Consider the following 19,389-nt stretch of genomic DNA (forward strand, 5'->3'; position numbering starts at 1 on the left):
TAAAACCGATGGGACTGATGGGGGTGGGTCAGCTCAGCGGACGGCAGAGCAGTGCGTCGGGGACTCCGCCGTGGTTCCACTTCCAGGTGAAGGCGACGCCGGCGACGTATTCGTTGTCGGCGCACTGACCCTTGTAGTAGCCGGGAGCCCAGTCGCTTTCGACCGAGCCGCCGGTGGCCGGGCGGTTGTTGCCCTGGTCGAACCAGACGTTGCGGCCGTTCAGCGGCAGAGGCGCGGCGGACGGCGCGCAGAGCAGGCCGGCCATGGAGTTGCCGTTGACGCTGTAGCCGACGGCGAAGGTGTTGTCGGGGCACTGGAGTTTGTTGTAGCCCGAGGCCCAGTCGCCGTGGGTGACGTAGCGCTCGTCATGGACGGCCACCCAGTCACCGGCTCCCTTGGCGGGCTGGTTCGCGTCGGTGCACAGGCCGCGCTTGTCGCTGCGGCCGAGGCCGGTCAGGCGCTGGCTGTCGGGGCAGTTGCCCTTGCGGTAGCCGGGGCTCCAGTCGCCCTGGGCGAGCATGCGGGAGGAGACGTTGTGGTCCCGGAAGTCGAGGTCGAGCATGTTCCAGTGGTCGACCTGCGCGACCGGACCGGTGACGCCAGAGGCGTTGATCAGCTTGTTCCAGTCGGCGGACCGCCAGTCACCGGGGTCGCTGAGGCTCTGCCGTTTGCCGGCGGCGTCGTAGGAGATCAGGGCCCAGTTGTCCTGCGGCGCGCCGTTGGCGCCGGTCCACCCGACCAGCGGCCAGATGGCGAAGTCGGTGTCGTTCTCGACCAGGATGTCGGTGAAGTTGGTGAACCAGGTCTTCTCCTTGGTGTCGTCCGATCCTCGGCCGGCGGCACCGAACTCGCTGATCCAGACGGGGGCAGTGAAGTGCTGGCCGGACTGGGTGACGAACAGGGCCTCGTCGTGTACCAGTTGCTTCAGCTTGTCGAGCGGGAAGTTCTCGTACGGCCAGTCGTTGGTGTGGCCCGGTCCGCTGTCGGCACCCGTGTAGTTCGGCCCGGTGTAGCCGTAGAAGTGCGCGGCGTAGACCAGCTTCCCCGAGGTGATCAGGGTGTTGGAGAGTTCACGGACCGGCGTCAGCATCGGCCTGCCGTAGTTCAGCCCGTCCAGCGGGATGCCGTACCAGTTGATGCCCTCCATGACGATCAGCATGTCGGGGTCGGCTTGCAGGATGCGGGTGCCCGCCTGCTCGAAGGCCGCGTACGTGTCGTGGTCGTCACCCCAGCCCCAGTTGGGGTCGTCCCAGGTGTCGCGGCGGATCTCGTTGCGCAGGTCGGCGCCGACGACACGCTTGTTCGCCTTGTAGCGGTTGACCAGGAAGAGCCAGTCCTGCTGCCATTGCTCGGCGGACTGGCCGCTGTTCCAGCGCTCATTGCCGTCCAGGCCGCAGCAGAAGCGGTAGGAGGTGGTGTGGTTGTTGAGGATGACCGCGAACCCGTCGGCGGTCAGGGCCGCGACCACCGCGTCGTACACCTGCAGTGGGGTCTTGCCCTTCAGCTGCGGGTTGGCCGCGACCGCGGAGTCCGGTACGACCGCGGTGTCGCGCATCATCGCGTTGGCGAACGGCAGGCGGATGCTGTTCAGCCCGAGCTCGTGGAAGTCGGCCATGATCTGCGTGATCGGCGCGCGGTCCAGGCCCAACGGGATGTTGTGCGACATCTGGTCCGCCTGGTGGTTCGCGGGGTCGTTGACGTCGCCACTGCCTTCCCAGGTGCCCTGGGCGCCGGCCCAGTTGCCGGCCTTCAGTTTGAAGCGGTTGCCGCCGGCGTCGACGATGTACCGCCCGCGGGTACTCAGCGGTCCCGTCCAGGAGGCTGCCAACTGAGGCCCGGTCATCGGAGTGGTGGTGACGGTGGTGGTGCTGGGGGCCGCTGCGACGGAGCCGGAGGTTCCCGCGAGAACGAGGGTGACCGCGGCTGCCGTGACAGGCAGGATTCGGGAGAAGAATTTCCTGACGGCGGGTGCCGACCTGTCGGATCTCATAATGGTCCCCTCCAAGGGTGGGGTGGGGGTGGGTGTGGGGGTTGGATCTTCAGGTGGTGCGGCCCGGACCGGCGGTCCGGAGTCAGGAGCGGCTCAGCCCTTGAGTCCGCTGGTGGCGATGCCTTCGACGATGTAGCGCTGGGCGACCAGGAACATGGCCACCAGTGGTGCGATGGTCACGACGGCGCCGGCGAACAGTCCGGGCAGGTTGATGGTCTGTGAGGTGAGGAACGTCGACAGGGCGATCTGGGCCGTCCACGCGGACGGGTCCTGACCGATGACCAGCGGCCACAGGAAGGCGTTCCAACTGTCGATGAAGGCGAGCGCGCCGAGCGAGGCGAGCATCGCTCCGGACGACGGCAACGCGATCCGGCGGTAGAGGCCGAGCCAGCCGAGCCCGTCCAGGCGTCCGGCCTCCTCGATCTCGCTGGGGAACTGGAGGTAGAAGTTGCGGAAGAGCAGGACCGCGAAGGGGTTGAACAGCCCGGGGGCGATGATTCCCCACAGAGTATTGACCCCGCCCATGGAGCCTACGACGACGAAGGTGGGGACGAACGTCACCGAGCCGGGGATCATCAGCGTGGCCACCACCAGGGCGAGCATGACGCCGCGGCCGGGTATCGGGATCCGCGCGAGGGCGTACCCGGCGGCCGAGGCGAGGAGTGTCGACACCGGGGCGGTGATCGCGGCGATCAGCAACGAGTTTCCGAGGGCCTGGCCCATGTGCAGGGTGGGGTCGCTGAAGAGCGAGGTGAAGTTCTCCCAGTGCATGGTCGACGGCCACCAGGTCCAGTGCGGTGACGTCAGGTCCTGTGTGTCCATCAGCGCGTTGCGCAGCATCAGATAGAAGGGCGTCAGGAACACTGCCGTCAGCAGGCCGGCCAGCACGCCGCGCACGGACCGGCGCAGTACCTGCGGCAGTTGTCGGGTGGTTGGCATGTTGCTCACTCCTCGCCCTTGCCGAAGCCGGTGAGCCGGCCCTGGAGCAGGGTCACAACGACGATGAGGGCGGTGAGCACGAAGGCTCCGGCCGACCCGAGGCCGTAGTTCTGGGAGCCCATCGCGGTGTCGTAGAGATAGCCGAGAGGGGTTCGGATCGGGGCCGCGAATGCCCCGGACAGACCGCTGTTGAACAGGTTGTAGAACTCGTCGAAGGCCTGGAAGGCGGCGATGAACTGCAGCATCAGGACGGCCACCGAGGTGTTGCGCAGCATCGGCAGGGTGATCCTGCGCAACAGGCGCAGGCCGGTGGCGCCGTCGAGGGCGGCGGCCTCGTACATCTCCTTGGGGATGCCCTGGAGCCCGGCCAGGAAGAGCACCATGTAGAAGCCGACCTGGAGCCAGAGGCGGAGGGTGACGAGGACGACCCAGTACAGCGGCGGCGAGGTGGTCTGCAGCCACGGGACGGCATCCATGCCGAACCATCCGCCGATCATGTTGGCGATGCCGCCCGGCAGCCCGTTGAACAGGCACATCTTCCACAGCAGGGAGGCTGCGACGTAGGAGACGGCGGCCGGGATCAGGAAGGCGGTGCGCAGCACGGCCCGGCCGCGCCGGATCCGGTGCACCAGCAGCGCCAGTCCCAGCGAGGCGGCGAACGTCACCGGCACGATGAACACCGTGAACAGCAGGATCTGGACGAGCGACTTGCGGAACACCGCATCGGAGAGCAGCGCCTGGTAGTTGTCCAGGCCGACCCAGTGACCCAGGGCGATGGTGCCGCGGGCCTCACTGAGGCTGAGCAGAAAGCTCCAGCCGATGGCGACGTACTTGAAGACGCCCAGGCCGATCAGCAGGGGCCCGGCGAGCAGCGCGAACGCTCCCCAGGCACGCCGGTCCGGGCGGGAACGGCGGATGGGGGCGGTGCCCCGCGGCTCGGCCGCGGGGCACCCGACACGCTCGTGGTGAAGCGTGGGCGGAGGTGCGGACTTCATCATGCGCGCTGCTTGTCGATCTCGCCCTGGGCCTTCTTGGCCGCGTCGGCCAGGAGCCGGGCCGCATCGCCCTGCCCGCTGACGACCTTCGCCGCAGCCGCGGTGAACAGGGAGCTCACGGCGCTGTTCCAGGTGCTGGGGTTGTTCCTGCCGTACGTGGCGGCCAGCTCGACGGTCTCCTTGGCGGGCCCCTGGGTGAGCTTGTCGGCGGAGGCGGCGACGGACGTGCGGGGCGGGATGTGGAGGCCGTAGCTCTGCGACCAGTCCTTCTGGAGGTCGGTCTGCTGGATCCAGAGCCACTGGACGAACTTCTTGGCCGCGTCCACATTCTTGCCCTTGGCGTTGACGCAGGTGCTCCAGCCACCGACGCGCACCACAGGCTTGCCGCCGGCCTTGAAGGCGGGCCAGGGCAGGATGCCGAAGTCGTCGCCGAGCGCGGTCTTGATGGCGGGCATCGACCAGAGGCCGCCCCACTGCATCGGGACGACGTTCTGGGTGAGGGCGGCGGGATCCCACCAGTCGGTGGTGAAACCGAGCAGCAGGGACCGGTCGTCGTGCAGGCGCTTGAGCCCGGCCACGGCCTCGGCGGCCTGTGGGGAGCCGAAGGCCGCCTTGCCGTCGTCGGTGACGAGGTCGCCGCCGTTGGAGAAAACGGCCAGGATGGCGCTGTCGCCCAGGCCGTCCTGGCCGACGAACAGACCCTTGGTCTTCTTGGAGGTCAGGGCCTTGGCCGCGGCGACGAGCGCGTCGAAGCTGTCGGGCGGGGTGATGCCGGCCTTGGACAGCACGCTCTTGCGGAAGTAGAGCATCATGACGTCGTCGAGCGTCTTGACGCCGTAGAGCTTGCCGTCGACGGTCACCATCTCGCGGGCGCCCGGGTTGAAGTCGGACTTGGCGCTGCCGTAGATGTCGTCCAGCTCGGCTATCTGGCCGCGCCGGGCGAGGCTCTCGCTGAAGTCGCCTATCTCGAAGACGTCCGGGGCGGAGTCGGTGAGCAGGGTCGCGTTGAGCTTGCTGGTGTAGTCGCCCGGGGTCCAGGTGACCTTGACCGCGATGTCCGGGTTGGCCTTGGTGAACGCAGCGGCATAACGGGTGAGGGCCTGCTGGGTGCCGGCCTCGCCGTAGGCGTGGGACCAGACGTTCAGGGTGGTCTTCGCCCCGGAGGAGGACCCGCCGGCCGGGTCGGTACTGCAGCCGACCGCCGCTCCGGCGACGAACAGAATGGATCCGCTGAGGAATCCTCTGCGGCTAAGCTGGGCATTCCGTGCGCTCACTTCGCGTCCTTCAGGTTGAGAGGGTTGGGTGTACGTGTTGTTGTCCGGTGCAGCCGGTGTCCGGCATTCACAGTTGGCAGACGGTGATGGACATCGGTTGCACCGGAAGCTTGGGCCGGTGATCGGGGTGGTGACGCCCGCTCAGGGGAAGAGGGCCTGGATGCCGACGACGGCGGCGCCGCGGGCCCACTCCTCCCAGGGGAGCGGACGCAGGGTCAGCGGGCATTTCGCCGCTGCTTTGAAGCAGTGCTCGGCGTAGGCGTCCCTGATGTGCATTCCGAAGAGGTCGTAGGTGTCGAGCCCCTCGCCGGTGACGACGACGCGCTCGGGACCTACGAGGTTCACCAGCGTGGCTATGCCGACGCCTATGGCGTGGCCCGCCTTCGCGAAAGCGCCCTGCGCGGCGGGGTCTCCACCATGGGCGAGCTGAACGGCGCCGTCGAAGTCCAGGTCCGGGGTGTCGGTGGCGCAGCGGATGGCGGCGAGGACGGCGTCGCTGGAGGCGATGGCCTCGACGCAGCCGACCTGGCCGCAGTGGCACCGTGGCCCGGCCGGGTCGATGCTGATGTGCCCCATCTCTCCGGCGACGCCGTACGCGCCGGCGACCAGCTCACCGTTGATGACGATCCCGGAACCGATCCCGGCTCCGATGGTGACCAGCGCGAAGTACTCGGTGCCGATGCCCTCGCCGAACCAGTGCTCGGCAGTGGTGATGGCCTTGACGTCGTTCTCCACGGTGACGGTCAGGCCGGTCGCCGCGGCGAGGGTGTCGGCCAGCGGCACGTCGCGCCAGCTGGGGAGCACGGAGTAGCGGACACGCCCGCAGGTGCGGTCCACGTCGCCGGAGACCGCGATGCCCAGGTGCCGGGTGCGGGCCCGGTACTCGGGGTTCACGTCGAGAAGTTCGGCGACGAGGTCGGCCAGTAGCCCGCACACGGCGGCCGGGTCGCGGTCGCCCAACGGCCGGCTGGCGGTGGTGCGCATTTGGGCCCGCAGGTCGCAGACCGCGCCGAAGAGGGTGTCGGCACTGATCTTCACCCCGACGACGAACTCCCGGTCGGGAGTGACGGCCAGCGGGTTCACGGGACGTCCGGCCCCTGGAGCGGTGCGCTCCGGGGGGAGCTCGTGCAGGTAGCCGTCGTCGATGAGTGGTCGCGCGGCCTTGGTCACAGCGGTCGATGACAGGCCCGTCCGACGGGCCAGCTCCACCCGGCTGAGCGGGCTCTCGGCCAACAGCAGGGCGAGGATGGCGGTTTCGGCCGGTGCGGTGACCAGTGGCTGCGAGTGGTTTGGAAACACGGCGGCAACCTACCGGCAAATAAATAACTTCGTCCAGTATTGATTTTCTTGTTCGGGCAGTCCTACGCTCTGGCCCAACTCCGGGCGCATACACCGTTGTTCCCCATGGCCGGCCGCCCGGTTCTCACCGACGCTCGACACCCCTCGGGACCTCCTGTGCCTCCCACGCCCTCATCCGTTTCCTTCGACCCCGCCCGCGGGCTGGCGGTCCTGCGGACCCCGAACAGCGTCTACGCCGTGCGCGTCGGCGCAGACGGCAGCCCCCGGCATCTGCACTGGGGGGAATCGCTCGACACCGACGCCCTCGGTGGACTGCCCGCGGCCACCTCACCTGCCGCGAGCAGCTTCGAGGCAGACCCCACCCCGGACGAATTGGCCCCGCAGACCGGTGCGCGGTTCGGGCCGGCCGGCGTCCAAGCGCGGTTCGCCGACGGTACCCGCGGTGCCCAGTGGTCCTTCACCGGGCACACGGTCCGGGACGGGGAACTTCGCCTCCATCTGGCCGACCGCCGCTACCCGTTGGCCGCAGAACTGTGCTACCGCGTCCGCCCCGGCAGTGACGTCATCGAGCGCTGGGCGGAACTCACCCACACCGGAGCCGACGACTCGGGCCCGATCAACGTCGACCGGCTGGACTCGGCCTCCTGGACGGTACCGGCACTGCCCGACTACCGGCTCAGCCACCTCGTGGGCGGCTGGAACAGCGAGTTCCAGCTGCACCGCGACCGTCTCCCGGTCGCCGAGACCGTGCTCACCAGCCGCCGCGGCGTCACCAGCCACCAAGCCAGCCCCTGGCTCGCCCTCGACGACGGCACCGCCGACGAGGAACACGGCGAGGTCTGGAGCACCGCCCTGGCCTGGAGCGGAAGCTGGCGCATCACCGTGCACCGCGACCCGGTCGGCCGGACCACCTGGACCGGCGGCTTCGGCCACGAAGGACTCAGCTGGACCATTCAGCCCGGCCAGAGCCTGCGCACCCCCGTCTTCGCCGGCCTCTACACCCTGGGCGGCTTCGGCGCCGCCAGCCGCGCCTGGCACACCCACATCCGCACCAACGTCCTGCCCGCCCCCGATCAGGACCGGCCCGTCGTCTACAACTCGTGGGAAGCCACCGGCTTCGACGTCGACCAACCGGGCCAGCTGCACCTGGCCCGGCTGGCCGCGCGTCTGGGCGCCGAACTCTTTGTCCTCGACGACGGATGGTTCGGCGGCCGTACCGGCGACCGGGCGGGCCTCGGCGACTGGACACCCCGGCCCGAGGCGTTCCCCGACGGGCTGCGCCCACTGGCCGACGAGGTGCACCGCCTGGGCATGGCCTTCGGACTGTGGGTGGAGCCGGAAATGGTCAACCGAGACAGCGACCTCTACCGTGCCCATCCCGACTGGGTCATCCACGCGGAGACTCGGGACGCCACCGAGCTGCGCAACCAGCTCATGCTGAACTTCGCCCGCCCCGACGTCGAGGACTGGGCCCACCGGACCCTGGACCAGCTGGTGCGCGACCACGACGTCGACTGGTTCAAGTGGGACGTCAACCGGGTCGTCACCGAAGCCGGATGGGCCGGCCACCCGGACCCCGACCGGCTGTGGATCGATCACACCCGTGCCGTCTACCGGATCATGGACCGCCTCCGCGCCGACCACCCCGGCCTCCGCATCGAGGCCTGCGCGGGCGGCGGTGGACGGATCGACCTCGGCATCCTCGCCCGCACCGACCAGGCCTGGACTTCCGACAACACCGATCCCGTCGACCGGATCGGCATCCAGCACGGCTTCAGCCAGCTCTTCCCCGCCCAGGCCATGGCTGCCTGGGTGACCGACAGCCCCAACGTCACGACCGGCCGCACCACCCCTCTCCGGTTCCGCTTCCACGTCGCCATGGCCGGAGCGCTCGGCCTCGGCGCAGACCTCACCGCCTGGTCCGAGGAGGAGCTCGACGAGGCCACCGCACTCGTCATCCGCTACAAGCAGATCCGCCCCCTGGTCCAGCACGGCCGCCGGCACCGCCTCCACGGCCTCGACGGAGTGACAGCCGTGCACTACGCGTCCCAGGACGACACCGAACACGCCGTCCTTGCCTGGCGCCCCGCAACCCGCTTCGGCCACCAGCCTCCCGGGCTCGCCCTGCCGGCCCTGGACCCCGCGGCCCGCTACCTCGACATCGACGAGGGCATCGCCTACAGCGGCGCCGTCCTGACCCGGCGGGGCATCGACCTGCGGCTGCCCGCCGGCGACTACGCCAGCCGCCTGATCCGGCTGCGCCGGACCGTCTGACCCCCCGCCGCCTTCTGCACCCGACTCACGAAGGAACCGAGAACATGCCCACACCCCGCGTCCTGGTCGTCGGCATCGACGGCGTCCGCCTCGATCAGTTGCCCCTGCTGGACACCCCCAACCTCGACGAACTCGCGAATGCCGGCTTCCTCGCGCCCGTCCACATCGACGACGACACACCGACCATGTCGGGCCCCTGCTGGACCACGATCGTCACCGGTGTCGGCGCGGCCAAGCACGGAGTCTGGGGCAACAACTTCACCGGAAACCGGCTCGGGGTGTTCCCCGACTTCACCACCCGGCTGGCCGCCGAGCACGGGAAGCGGACCTTCGCGGTCGGCGGTTGGGAACCCCTGTTCCTGGCGAGGCAGGGAGGCCCGGTCTTCGCGGCCCCGAGCAGGCTCGCCTACATCGCCCCGCGCGAGGACACTCCGCAGGCATGGGAGGAGTGCGACCAGAGCGTGACCGACGAAGCCGTAAGGGTTCTCAGCTCCGGCGAAGACCTGGACGCCTCCTTCGTCTACCTCGGCGCCGTCGACGAGACCGCCCACTACCTCGGTTGCGGCCCCGAGTACCGGAGCGCGATCGAGACCGCCGACCGACGACTCGGACAGCTCCTTACCGCCGTTCGCGAACGTCCCGACGCCCGTTCCGAGGAGTGGACCGTCATCGCGGTGACCGACCACGGCCACCGCGACGAAGGCGGCCACGGCGGGCGCAGCACACTGGAGCGCACCGCCTGGATCGCCGCGAACAGCCCCGGCATCACCCCCTCCACCGCACCGGACAGCCTCCGCCACGCCGATGTCGCCGCCCACGTCTACGTAGCCCTGGGCATCACGCCCGACCCGCACTGGACGCTCGACGGACAGCCCTTCCACTCCCTCACACCGCAGATCGCCTGACGTCGGCCGGAAACTGCCGGCCGGCGACCCCCGGGCGCGGCAGCCGACCACAAGGATGTCCCACGGGGCGACGCCGCGGGCTCCTGGCACCCCGGCGCCGACTGGGAGCGCACCCTGCCCCGGTGCGGCACGCTTCGACGGTGGAAGCCGCTCCTTGGGAGCGCAAGACCACGCCTGACCTGCTGGTTCTCTGGACGTTGCTTCCGACGACGTGATTTCGATGACGCATCAGGTGGAGTGCGTGGCGATCCTTGAACCGGTCACAAAGGGCGCCTGACCTGCGGTTTCGTGCGTGCGCATTATGTGCGGCGTAGGCGTTACGGGCGATACCTTGACGCTGAGATAACGCTCGGGACGCTCATTTGACGCTCGTTCTGATGGAGTGTCAGGCGACTTGCCGGGCAGGTCAGGCCCCGTCGAGGTGGCGAGTATCAGTGGTTCTGGCTCAACTTCTGTGACGCGACCACTCTCAGTGATCCGCCTCGCCTTCGAAGTCCAGGTGACACGTACGGTTGTGCCACCTTCTGTGAATGTCGTTTCGATTCCCTTCCGGGAGTTACCTCGCTGTCAATCCCCTCGAACCGTGGAGATCTTCTAAGCGGCCAGCTCCAAGGCGGGGTTGGCCCGGTGATCGTGGTAGTAGTCGATCGGACTCCGATACCCACACACGCTGTGTAGTCGGTGTGTGTTGTAGAAGCCGGTGATCCAGGTCGCGATCCGCAGCCGGGTCTCGGTGCGGGTGGCGAACGTGTGGCGGTGGACGTACTCGACCTTGAGCACGCTGTTGAACGCCTCGCTGACGGCATTGTCGAAACACGACCCGACGCGGCCCATGGACTGCGTCACGCCCAAGCGGCGACAGGCCCGGCGAAAGCGCCGGGACGCGTACTCGCTGCCGCGGTCGCTGTGAAAAATCACGCCCTTCACGTCACCATCTCGGGTGGCCGCGGCCATGTTCAAGGACGCCACGACCAGTTCGGTGTCATGACGTGCGCCCATCGCGTAGCCGAGCAGCCGACGCGAGAACAGGTCGATGACGGTGGCCAGGTAGAGCTTGCCGTCACCGGTGGGGATCTCGGTCATGTCGCCGCACCACACCTGGTCCGGAGCATCGGCGGTGAAGTCACGGCGGACGAAGTCCGGGGCCGCGGGCCGCTTGCCGGGCCTGGTCAGCCCGCGCCGTCGGCGGATCTTCCGTCCGGCCAGGCCGAGTTCGGCCATCAGGCGGGCGTCGGTGTTCACCGAGACGCACCAGCTCTCTCGGACCAGGAGGAGCCAGATCTTCGGCGAGCCGTAGGTACCGCCGGAGCCCTCGAAGATCTGCCGGATCACCTCGGCCAGCTGTCCGTGCCGGATCTCGCGGGCCGTGATGGGCTTGTTGCGCCACTTGTAGAACCAGGACTCCGACACTTTCCAGAACTCGACAGGTCAGACGGTGTGGCACATGGTGTTCGGTCCTCTGGTTACCGATGAACGCGGCCAGGGCGGCCGGTTCCGTCTCGGTCACTTTACCCAGAGGACCATGCATCGCTTGAGGACATCACGCTCCATCTCCAGCTCGCGTATCCGCTTGTTCTTCTCGTTCACCCGGTACCGGCTCGCCCGGCCGGTCGGACGACGCCGACCCGTTGCGCCGCCACCGCGACACCCAGCTGTGCAGCGTGCCGGAGTGCACGCCGAGCTCCTCGGCGACCTCCGGGACCGACCTGCCCGTCTCGATCACGATACGTACAGCACCCTCACGAAACTCAGGCGTGTACGTCCGTTGCTTGGACCCCATGAATCCCAACTTCCCCTGCAATCACGGACTCCACGCTACGAGGGGAGGGACACCGGACAGGGCGTCGCTGAAGTGACAGGCGGCGATGCGGGCGTCGTGCTGTGCGTTGAGAAGGTGTATCAGGTGCATTCCGACGGCGGTCGTGACGATCACCGCCGCGATGAGGATGAGGGTCGCCTTGCTTCTCACTGCCGTGTGTTCCCGGGTGCGGGGAGGGCCTGTCGCCCGATGGGGTGCCCGAAGGACGACATGCATGCTCCGCCTTCGGTATCCCAGGTGTCCTCGCGGTTTCGGGCGTCCCGTATGCCGCTGCTGATAGCGGTTTCGTTGGCCATCAGCATGTCGGCGGTGAGAACGCTTCCGGGGATCGCCGCCGCGGCCACGAGACGGACCGCGGCGGCGGGCTCGGTCTCGGGCGGGATCACGAGCAGGTCCCAGCGACCGTACCTCTGCCCCTATGGCCAGCCGACGCTGGCGCTCGTCCAAGTGCGGGAACAACGCCCGGAACTTCGCCGTCAGCATCGGATCGGGCCCCGCCGGAATCCCCGTACCACAACAACGAGGCGCGATCCCGGAAGCGACAGCTTGTTTCCCGGCAAGCCCTGACTGGCCTTCTCCTTGACGCGTGCCAGGCCGGTGACGGCAGCGGGCCGTGAGGGCCGGCCGCCTTGGCTGACGCATTGTCGCGGTGGCGGGCCGGGTCAGGCGCCAAGCACCTCGTCGGCGCTGCGCGGCTCTGTGCGCGGCTGCTGGTTGAGCTTGTGACGCTCGATGGAGGATCGCCGGTAGACCTCCTTGCGGGCCCGCATGATGTTGCCCAGGGGCGCGTGCTCGGCGGTGACCCGCCAGGGCGTGAAGGACAGTGAGTCCATCCTCTCCAGGTTTTCCGGGCCGGAGATGTCCTGCTGCGGCAACCGCAGCTTGGCCACGGTGACGGACGGCGAGAGCTGCTCGGGCCACTCCACGGTGGTGTCCTCCACCGGCATCCGTTCCAGGTCGGTGCAGAGCTGAACTTGGATGTCGAAGGTGTAGGGCCGCTCCTGCAGCTCGGCCTGCAGGGCCGGTCGGAAGACCTCCTGCGCGGAGGCCGGGTCGATGGCGCGCCGGACCACCGCGGCGGCGGAGAGCGGGTCGGGGGTGATGCGCACCTTGGCGATGTAGTCCCCGTGCCGGACCGCGCCCATCGTCCAGTAGCTCGACAGCAGCAGGTTTGCCGGAGGGGTCTTTGACAGGCGCAGGAAGGCCAGGAACTCGTCCCACGCCCAGTTGTCCTGGTCCAGCGTTCCCTTTCCGGTCACGAAATCGGTGAAGAAACGATGTGCGCCGGGTCGGCCCTGGGAGAAGTAGGCTGGCGCGTTCAGGAACAATTCCTGGATGAACAGGTAGTGCTCGACCGTGTTGCAGAAGAAGATCGGTCCGTTGATGTTGGCGTAGTCGAAGGTGCCCGTGTCCGGTTCGTCTTCCAGCAGGGTCGGGCCGGGGATGTTGAAGATCTTCAGCGCCAGTCCGGTGGCGGCGCCCAGCCGTGCGTCGGCTCCGGCGTGAGGCGAGCCGTTGGAGAAGCGGATAAGCGTATCGTGGGTTCCCGGAGTCGCGTAGATTCCTTGGGCGTATTCGGGGGGCAGCCCGTCCAGGATCTCTACTTCCCCGCGGACCAGCCCGTAGCCCTTGGCATGGGCGTCGCGGAGGGCCCGTCCGGTGCCACCGGCCTTAACTGACTCGGTGATGTAGCTCTCGGTCTTTTCGATCACCGTGTGCAGGTTCTGGTCGAAGTACGGGTCGTCGTCTTCGACGTCCGGCGTGTAGGGGACGAACTGTGTTGCCATGACTTCGACCTCTTCTCGAAGACCGTGGTGGGGCCTCAGGGGGCAGGAATTGCCCTCAGTCCTCCAGTTCGGCGAGCCAGTGCAGGGCACGCAGGCCCGGCAGGAAGCAGTACTCGCCGCCGCGGGTGACCACGAAGCTGGGCAGGTTCCGCAGGCGTCGCCGGACCGGTTTCTCCGGGATGGTGACGCTGCCGGTTCCATCGTGGTGCCCGGCTACCGGGTCCTTCTCGCCGGGATAGCCGATGAAGTTGCCGTCGTTGACCCATTCAGCCTTGATGAATTCGAACTGGCGTTCCAGATGGGCTCCCATGAAGACGCCGACCAGGCCCCGGTCGGCGCCGTCGTCCTCCAGCACGCCCTCGGGCAGCGGCGGGCCGTAGGTGGTGCCGCGGCGGATGAGGCGGTGCATCCGTGCGTCGCCGATGATGGTGGAGTCGCGGGGGTTGGTGCGCCGGATGTGCGCACCGGCGGGGCACCGGAACCCCCGGTCGTCGTTCTCCCGGTACAGGAAGTTGTTGATGCGGTGCGGATCGGCCGCCAGCTCCGGGTCATCATGCTCCGGCGTCAGTGCCAGCGGCGCCCCGCTGGGCCAGCGCCCGACCATCTTCGCCGCCAGGAGTGCCTCTTCCTCGGCGCTGGAGCTGTTCACGCGCAGGTACCGGCGCCAGGCCGCCACGTTGGTGTGGATCTTGCGAACGGCCACGTAGGTCCCGTTGCGCCCCAGCACATCGGGGCTGGGCATGGGCGGCAGGCTGCCGGTTTCGTCGGGGTAGCCCAGGATGAACTCACCGGCCTTGATGGGGACTTCCAGCGGGTTGGAACCGGGCAGCCCGACGCCCTCGATGTTGGGATGGCTGATGCCGTCGCGGAATCCGAAGGTGGTGCGCCCGGTCGGGAGCTGGTGGACGTCCTGCTGCCAGATCACCTGGACACCGGGCGTGTCCTGGTACGCGACGCGGGCCCGTTCCAGCTCCTTGCCCAGCTGCGCCGTATCGGAAGACAGGGCGCTCAACGCGATATGAACGTCACCCGTTCCAAACGGTGCCTCCCAGTGGGCCGGGGCGCTCTCGCCCACGTCACCGATCAGCTCCGCCCGGGCGGCCATGCCCTCACGAAACGCCCGCGGAAAGCTGTCCAGAGACACCTGAGGTACCCCCAGGGCCTCCAGTCCCTGGTAGGTGAACGCTACAGCTACCCAGGCGTCCTGGCTCGGGTCCACGCTGGGCAGACCACTCGCGGTCACCGGGAGCAGCCGCCGCAGCAGGGCGCGCCCGGCGTGGCGGTCATCGACGCGCAGGAACATGAACTTTCCCTCGTACGGCACGGGCCGTGGACGCAGTGCCCCGCTTTGGACGTCGTCGATCTCTACGCGCACGCTGGCTGCGCTCCTACTTGCCGCCGTGTTCATGACCGCCTGTGCCTCCATATCGGCCTCTGCCTGGACAGACCCGCAGTGGCCGACCCGCGCCCGATGCGGCCCACTGATGTTGGGCCGGCTCTGAGGGCTGGTTGTGTCCGGGTTCTGAGGGCTGTCCCGTAATCCCTGGTGGATCAGTGTGCGGCGTCGGATGTGGTGCACCGCAAGGCGGAGGGTAGCCCGAATACTGGATCTACTCGGGCGTTCCCCAAACGCGGCGAGGTGCCGTAGCTGTCGTCGCACGCCTGCCAGGGATTACGGGACAGCCCTTAGGCCGCGGCTTCCTCCATCAGCTTCTGGAAGGCCGGCGTGGCCAGCAACTCCGCGTTGGCCGGGTTGTCCAGCGCCGCCCGGAATTCGGGGGTGTCCAGCACTGCTTGGAACGCGTCGTCCACACGCTGGTCCTTATAGATCTGCTGAACGGTCAGATCGGGATAGGCGCTGACGAAGACCCCCGCGGGCTCCTGCTGGGCGACGAACCAGTCCTTCACCCCTGGGTCAGTGACGCCGGGGAACCCTTCGCTGTGCGAGAAGACCTTGTCGAAGCGGGCCCCGACTACTGTCTGGGCGAAGTCGTCGATGTACGTGTCCCAGGAGCCGTCGAAGACACTGGCGAACATAAACCGGGTGTCGTTGTCGAAGATCACGTGCCGTGCGTCATGCAGGGTGCCGATCTGGCGCACCGCCGCATGGACGTTCTCGTTGGCTGCCGCGTCGGCGAGCGCGACGAGATCCTCACGCAACGCATCTGCATGGCCCGGCTTGATCTTGGTAAAGACGGTGAACTCGCTACAGACGCCATCCGACCTGCCCGGGCGCTCGGGCTGAGCTGATTGGGCTGCACCTGTCGTCGCAGTCATCGTGAAATTCTCCTGCCACGGATCAGTCCGAGGGCCGCCAAGCGCTCGGACATGAGGCGCCATCGCCCTCACCCGTAATCCTTACTCAACACGCACCGCCTCGCACCCCCGGCCATGGAGCATGTGATCACCCGGGGCGGATTCCGGAGAAGCTCCGCCACAGCGGGATCCAGCCTGATCACTTCACGACTCCCCTCACCATGACCGGCTGTGGTCCGTGCCCGATAGGCCGTAGGGGCGTACGTCACGATGCTGAGCAAGAAAGCTGCCTCGGGAGCCGACTTGCCCTCCAGTTCCGGGAAGGTGGCAATGCGGGTGGCCAGCAGGCCAAGGCCTGGGTTCCCGCGTCCTGCGGAGCTCCCGAGGACAGATCCGGAAAGGCGCAGGAAGATGGAATTGAGGCGTGCCGAGTACGTCGTCGTCACGTTCTCGGGCAGCCGCTTCCGCGTGGCCGTGAAAGACAACGGCACAGCCGACCGCGCAACAACCCGTCGCTCCACCCGGACGCCGTCCCCGCTGCACCATAGACGGGTTTGAGCGACGAGGTGCTCAGCACTCTGAAACGTCTGGGAAAGGTGCCGGACAGGTGCTGACCGCCGAGAAATCTGCTGTTCAGAACGGCCGCTTCCGGAGAGGGCGCGACCCACGGCCCAGGGTCCGTCTGCGGACCCTGGGCACGTTCACGACAGTCCCACGGCTGCCCGCGCAGGCCGTCGGGCACCCACCAAACGTTGCTCAACTGGACAGTCACCCTGATCCCCACCTGGAGGCAACCATGGGCGCAGTTCTCGGTGACGTGCTGGGTTTTGCGGCCGCCGTCACGATGAGCCCGCTCCCGATCATCGCGATCATCCTCATACTCGCCACGCCTCGGGGACGTCTCAACGGACCCCTCTTCACCGTCGGCTGGATCCTGGGACTCTCGGCACTGGGCGCGGCAATGCTGGCAGTCGCTTCCCCCGCAGGTGCCTCCGCCCACAATCAACCGGCCACCTGGGTGGGAGCCTTCAAGCTCGCTCTGGGCGTGCTCCTCGTCCTCTTCGGCGCCCGGCAATGGCACCGGCGCCCAAAGGATCCCTCACAGGCCCAGCTGCCGAAGTGGATGGGTGCGATCGACCGCCTCACGCCGGTCAAGGTCTTCGGACTCGGACTGGCCCTGGCCGCACTCAACGCCAAGAACGCCCCGCTGACCATCGCCGCTGCCGCCTCCATTGGCTCGGCCGGACTGCCGGTCGGGCAGCAGATCGCGTCGCTGGCCATCTTCGTCCTGATCGCCACCCTCGGCCTGCTGGCCCCACTGGGAGTCTTCCTACTCGGAGGAGAGCGAGCGAAAACCACGCTCGGCAATTGGAAAGACTGGGCAGCTCAGCACAATGTCGCCGTGATGGCTGTCCTGTTCTTCGTTCTCGGGCTGAAACTGCTCGGAGACGGCATCTCCATCCTCACCTCTTGACAGGCTTACTCACGCGTCGCGGTGTGGTCCGATCACAGACGCCGCGTCGGGGGACGGAGCTGAGCAGCAGGTGTGTGCAGGGGTGGTGAGGCGCGTCAGGAAGCCGATGCCGACCTCGCGCCGGATGGCGCCCAGGAGTTCGAGCACCTGCGCCCGAATGGACACGTCCAAAGCCGCCACGGCCTCGTCGGGGACGAGGACGCGCGGTTCGGCGGCCGGCGCGCGGGCGATCGCTACGCGCTGGCGTTGGCCGCCGGACAGCTTGCCGGGCAGGGCGGCCGCCTCCCGTTCGCCGAGCCCGAACTGTTCGAGGAGTTCGGCGACGTGCTCCTGCCGGGCCGTCGTCTCCATCGGGAAGTGGAGGCGCAGGACCTCCTCGACGCACCGGCCCACGGTCACCCGCGGATCGAGGGACAGGTACGGAGCCTGGAAGACCATCTGGATCTCGGGTGCGCGGGCGAGTCGCTCGGCTCTGCCCCGGGCGGGCGCCGAGCGGTCACGTCCACCGATGCGGATGGTGCCGCCGTCGGGGCGCTCCAGGCCGACGAGCATCCGAACCGTCGTGGTCTTGCCGCTGCCGGATTGGTGGCGTCCTTGAGGAAGTGCGCGTCCCAGGTCTGCAGGAGCGAGCCGTCCGTGATGGCCGGACCCATGTGCGGTGACAGTGACAGCCGCGGGGGAGGTGCGCCGCAACGGGCTGTTCGAGCAGTGAACGATGCTCGCGATGACGGTCTGCCGGTGCGGACCTGGAAGCTCTTGGCGGGGCCGGCGACGCCGATCAGGGTGCTGGAGAAGTTCCGGGGGACGTCGCGACCTCGGCGGGGGAGCCGGCCCGCCTTGTCGGTGATAAGTATGAGTCCGGGGCGGTCGGTGCCAGGTGGGGTTCGCTGGCGAGGAGCGCCATCAGGACCTCGCGCACGTCGACTTTCGAGCGGGCTGGAGCCCGAGTGACCGGCATCCTGGCCGGGAAACCGACCGGGCAGTCAGCGATGGCGCCAACCTGATAGAGGGATAGGGTTCGGCTGAGGAGAATCCGCTCGGTGCACGCGACCTGCGCCAGGGCCGGACACGTTGGCCGCCCGAGGAGGAGCCGGATGCTGCAGGCGCTGGGATTGGGCCGGGACGAAGAGGCCATCTACACGGCACTGCTGGCCCGCCCGACAGCCTCCGCGCAGGACCTCGCCCGGCAGACCGGACTCGCGAAGGCCGAGAGCGTGCGCATCCTGCTCGACCTGGCGGCGCGCGGCCTGGTGGCCGTCGCCACCGAGGCCGGGGGTAGGGCACCCGACTCGGCCGATTGCGAGGCCGGTCTTCAGCCTGCTTACTACCGGCTCACACCGCCCTCGGTGGCCCTGGCCCCGCTCCTCGTCGAGCAGCGCAACGCGCTGCACCAGGCCGAGACCGCGTTCTCGATGCTGACCGAGCAGTACCGCAGTACCGCCGCACACACTACGGGCGGTGTCGTGGAGCTGGTCGTCGGTGTGGAGCAGGTCGCACACCGATTCCACCAATTGCAGTGCGGCGCCCAGCGGGAGTTGCTTGTCTTCCTCGTCGGCGCGCCGATCGCGGTGCCGCGCGAGGATACCGACACGTCGGAGAGTTCCGCGCTGGACCGCGGGGTTGACTTCCGGGTCGTGGCTGCCAAGAACTATCTCGACGGTCACGACGTCGTGCGGGACGTGCGGGCGGCCGTCATGGCAGGCCTCGAGCTTCGCATGGTCGATTCGCTGCCGCTGAAGATGGTTGTGTCGGACCGGGAGCGCGCCATGGTGCCACTGGACATGGCGGACTCCGGCGGTGAGCCGAGCGCAATCGTGGTGCACCGCAGCGGCCTGCTGACGGCCCTGGTCCATCTCTTCGAGAGGGAATGGGCCCAGGCACGACCGATGTACACCACTGTCACGGGCGTGCGCGAGGAGCCGGCAGTCGATCAGCGGCCGACCGAGGAAGAACTGGAGGTCCTAGCCCTGCTGCTGGCAGGGATCTCCGATCGGCGGGCGGCATCCCAACTCGGTCTCTCCATACGCACCGTGGAGCGGCGGATACGCCGTCTGATGGACCTTGCCGGAGTGGAGTCGCGCCTGCAACTCGGATGGCACGCTGCACGTACGGGCTGGCTTTGACCGCATCTTCGGCCTGAGAGCCGATGACCTTTCATCTGTTGGTGGCCCCCTGCGAGGGTGGCCGCCAACTCCTGGCGGGTTCCTGCTTCACCGCCGGCGGACCCGTGAACCGGACTGGAGACATCCACCGGAGCGGCGGCACGCGCACCCACGCCGACAGGCACCTGACCGAGTCCCAATCGCCTCTCGGCGGCTTGGGGATGAGGAACGACATCGCGATGGCGGCGGCCATGATGACGACACCGGCGATCACG

16 protein-coding genes and 1 pseudogene are annotated in these 19,389 nt (G+C 68.2%); 4 read left to right on the top strand and 13 right to left on the bottom strand.

Features of this window, described 5'->3' with window-relative positions:
- Nucleotides 1-28: 28 nt before the first annotated feature.
- From ACIOMQ_RS31985 to ACIOMQ_RS32005, 5 genes are all read right to left on the bottom strand, one after another.
- Nucleotides 29-1,990 (bottom strand): glycoside hydrolase family 5 protein, encoded by a 1,962-nt coding sequence (locus tag ACIOMQ_RS31985; protein ID WP_401989130.1) that lies wholly within the window; start codon nt 1,988-1,990, stop codon nt 29-31.
- A 93-nt stretch (nt 1,991-2,083) separates the two neighbouring features.
- Nucleotides 2,084-2,929: a carbohydrate ABC transporter permease gene (locus tag ACIOMQ_RS31990; RefSeq protein ID WP_401270330.1), complete on the bottom strand. Its 846-nt coding sequence runs from the start codon at nt 2,927-2,929 to the stop codon at nt 2,084-2,086.
- 5 nt (nt 2,930-2,934) lie between these two features.
- Nucleotides 2,935-3,927 carry a sugar ABC transporter permease gene (locus ACIOMQ_RS31995; RefSeq protein ID WP_362211386.1) on the bottom strand — a complete coding sequence of 331 codons (993 nt, stop codon included), beginning with the start codon at nt 3,925-3,927 and terminating at the stop codon, nt 2,935-2,937.
- Nucleotides 3,924-5,198, bottom strand: a complete 1,275-nt coding sequence (locus ACIOMQ_RS32000; RefSeq protein WP_402191395.1) for an ABC transporter substrate-binding protein — start codon at nt 5,196-5,198, stop codon at nt 3,924-3,926. Before ACIOMQ_RS32000 ends, ACIOMQ_RS31995 begins: the two co-directional genes overlap by 4 nt.
- A gap of 141 nt (nt 5,199-5,339) precedes the next feature.
- Nucleotides 5,340-6,497: an ROK family protein gene (locus ACIOMQ_RS32005; RefSeq protein ID WP_402191398.1), complete on the bottom strand. Its 1,158-nt coding sequence runs from the start codon at nt 6,495-6,497 to the stop codon at nt 5,340-5,342.
- Between the two features lie 237 nt (nt 6,498-6,734).
- Between ACIOMQ_RS32005 and ACIOMQ_RS32010 the strand changes: the two genes are divergently transcribed.
- Together ACIOMQ_RS32010 and ACIOMQ_RS32015 are read left to right on the top strand one after the other, a co-directional pair.
- Nucleotides 6,735-8,771, top strand: a complete 2,037-nt coding sequence (locus tag ACIOMQ_RS32010; protein WP_402191401.1) for an alpha-galactosidase — start codon at nt 6,735-6,737, stop codon at nt 8,769-8,771.
- A gap of 44 nt (nt 8,772-8,815) precedes the next feature.
- Nucleotides 8,816-9,676 carry an alkaline phosphatase family protein gene (locus ACIOMQ_RS32015; RefSeq protein WP_401758346.1) on the top strand — a complete coding sequence of 287 codons (861 nt, stop codon included), beginning with the start codon at nt 8,816-8,818 and terminating at the stop codon, nt 9,674-9,676.
- 594 nt (nt 9,677-10,270) lie between these two features.
- Here the strand turns inward: ACIOMQ_RS32015 and ACIOMQ_RS32020 are convergent.
- From ACIOMQ_RS32020 to ACIOMQ_RS32050, 7 genes are all read right to left on the bottom strand, one after another.
- Nucleotides 10,271-11,086 carry an IS3 family transposase gene (locus ACIOMQ_RS32020; RefSeq protein ID WP_401758344.1) on the bottom strand — a complete coding sequence of 272 codons (816 nt, stop codon included), beginning with the start codon at nt 11,084-11,086 and terminating at the stop codon, nt 10,271-10,273.
- A 130-nt stretch (nt 11,087-11,216) separates the two neighbouring features.
- Nucleotides 11,217-11,456: a transposase gene (locus tag ACIOMQ_RS32025; protein WP_401758341.1), complete on the bottom strand. Its 240-nt coding sequence runs from the start codon at nt 11,454-11,456 to the stop codon at nt 11,217-11,219.
- Between the two features lie 21 nt (nt 11,457-11,477).
- Nucleotides 11,478-11,645 carry a hypothetical protein gene (locus ACIOMQ_RS32030; RefSeq protein WP_401758386.1) on the bottom strand — a complete coding sequence of 56 codons (168 nt, stop codon included), beginning with the start codon at nt 11,643-11,645 and terminating at the stop codon, nt 11,478-11,480.
- Nucleotides 11,642-11,881, bottom strand: coding sequence for a hypothetical protein (locus tag ACIOMQ_RS32035; RefSeq protein WP_402191496.1), 240 nt, complete (start codon nt 11,879-11,881; stop codon nt 11,642-11,644). Before ACIOMQ_RS32035 ends, ACIOMQ_RS32030 begins: the two co-directional genes overlap by 4 nt.
- A 276-nt stretch (nt 11,882-12,157) precedes the next feature.
- Entirely contained in the window at nt 12,158-13,282 is a 1,125-nt protein-coding gene (locus ACIOMQ_RS32040) for a catalase family protein (RefSeq protein WP_362207039.1), read from the bottom strand.
- Between the two features lie 55 nt (nt 13,283-13,337).
- On the bottom strand, nt 13,338-14,657 hold the full coding sequence (locus ACIOMQ_RS32045; protein ID WP_362207041.1) for a Dyp-type peroxidase: 1,320 nt from the start codon (nt 14,655-14,657) through the stop codon (nt 13,338-13,340).
- A 311-nt stretch (nt 14,658-14,968) separates the two neighbouring features.
- Nucleotides 14,969-15,559, bottom strand: a complete 591-nt coding sequence (locus tag ACIOMQ_RS32050) for a hypothetical protein (protein WP_401758338.1) — start codon at nt 15,557-15,559, stop codon at nt 14,969-14,971.
- 775 nt (nt 15,560-16,334) lie between these two features.
- Here ACIOMQ_RS32050 and ACIOMQ_RS32055 point away from each other — a divergent pair.
- Nucleotides 16,335-17,012, top strand: a complete 678-nt coding sequence (locus ACIOMQ_RS32055; protein ID WP_401270306.1) for a GAP family protein — start codon at nt 16,335-16,337, stop codon at nt 17,010-17,012.
- Here ACIOMQ_RS32055 and ACIOMQ_RS32060 read toward each other — a convergent pair.
- A pseudogene (locus tag ACIOMQ_RS32060) lies at nt 17,002-17,705 on the bottom strand (ATP-binding cassette domain-containing protein). The gene ACIOMQ_RS32055 and the pseudogene ACIOMQ_RS32060 sit on opposite strands and share 11 nt — an antisense overlap.
- Before the next feature lie 401 nt (nt 17,706-18,106).
- Between ACIOMQ_RS32060 and ACIOMQ_RS32065 the strand changes: the two are divergent.
- The gene (locus tag ACIOMQ_RS32065) at nt 18,107-19,135 is read left to right on the top strand and encodes a helix-turn-helix domain-containing protein (RefSeq protein WP_401758335.1); all 1,029 of its coding nucleotides are present in this window, start codon (nt 18,107-18,109) and stop codon (nt 19,133-19,135) included.
- The last annotated feature ends 254 nt before the right edge of the window (nt 19,136-19,389 follow it).

Origin of the sequence: Streptomyces sp. NPDC087845, from assembly GCF_044742755.1 — a bacterium.
In the GTDB taxonomy this organism is placed as follows: Bacteria; Actinomycetota; Actinomycetes; order Streptomycetales; family Streptomycetaceae; genus Streptomyces.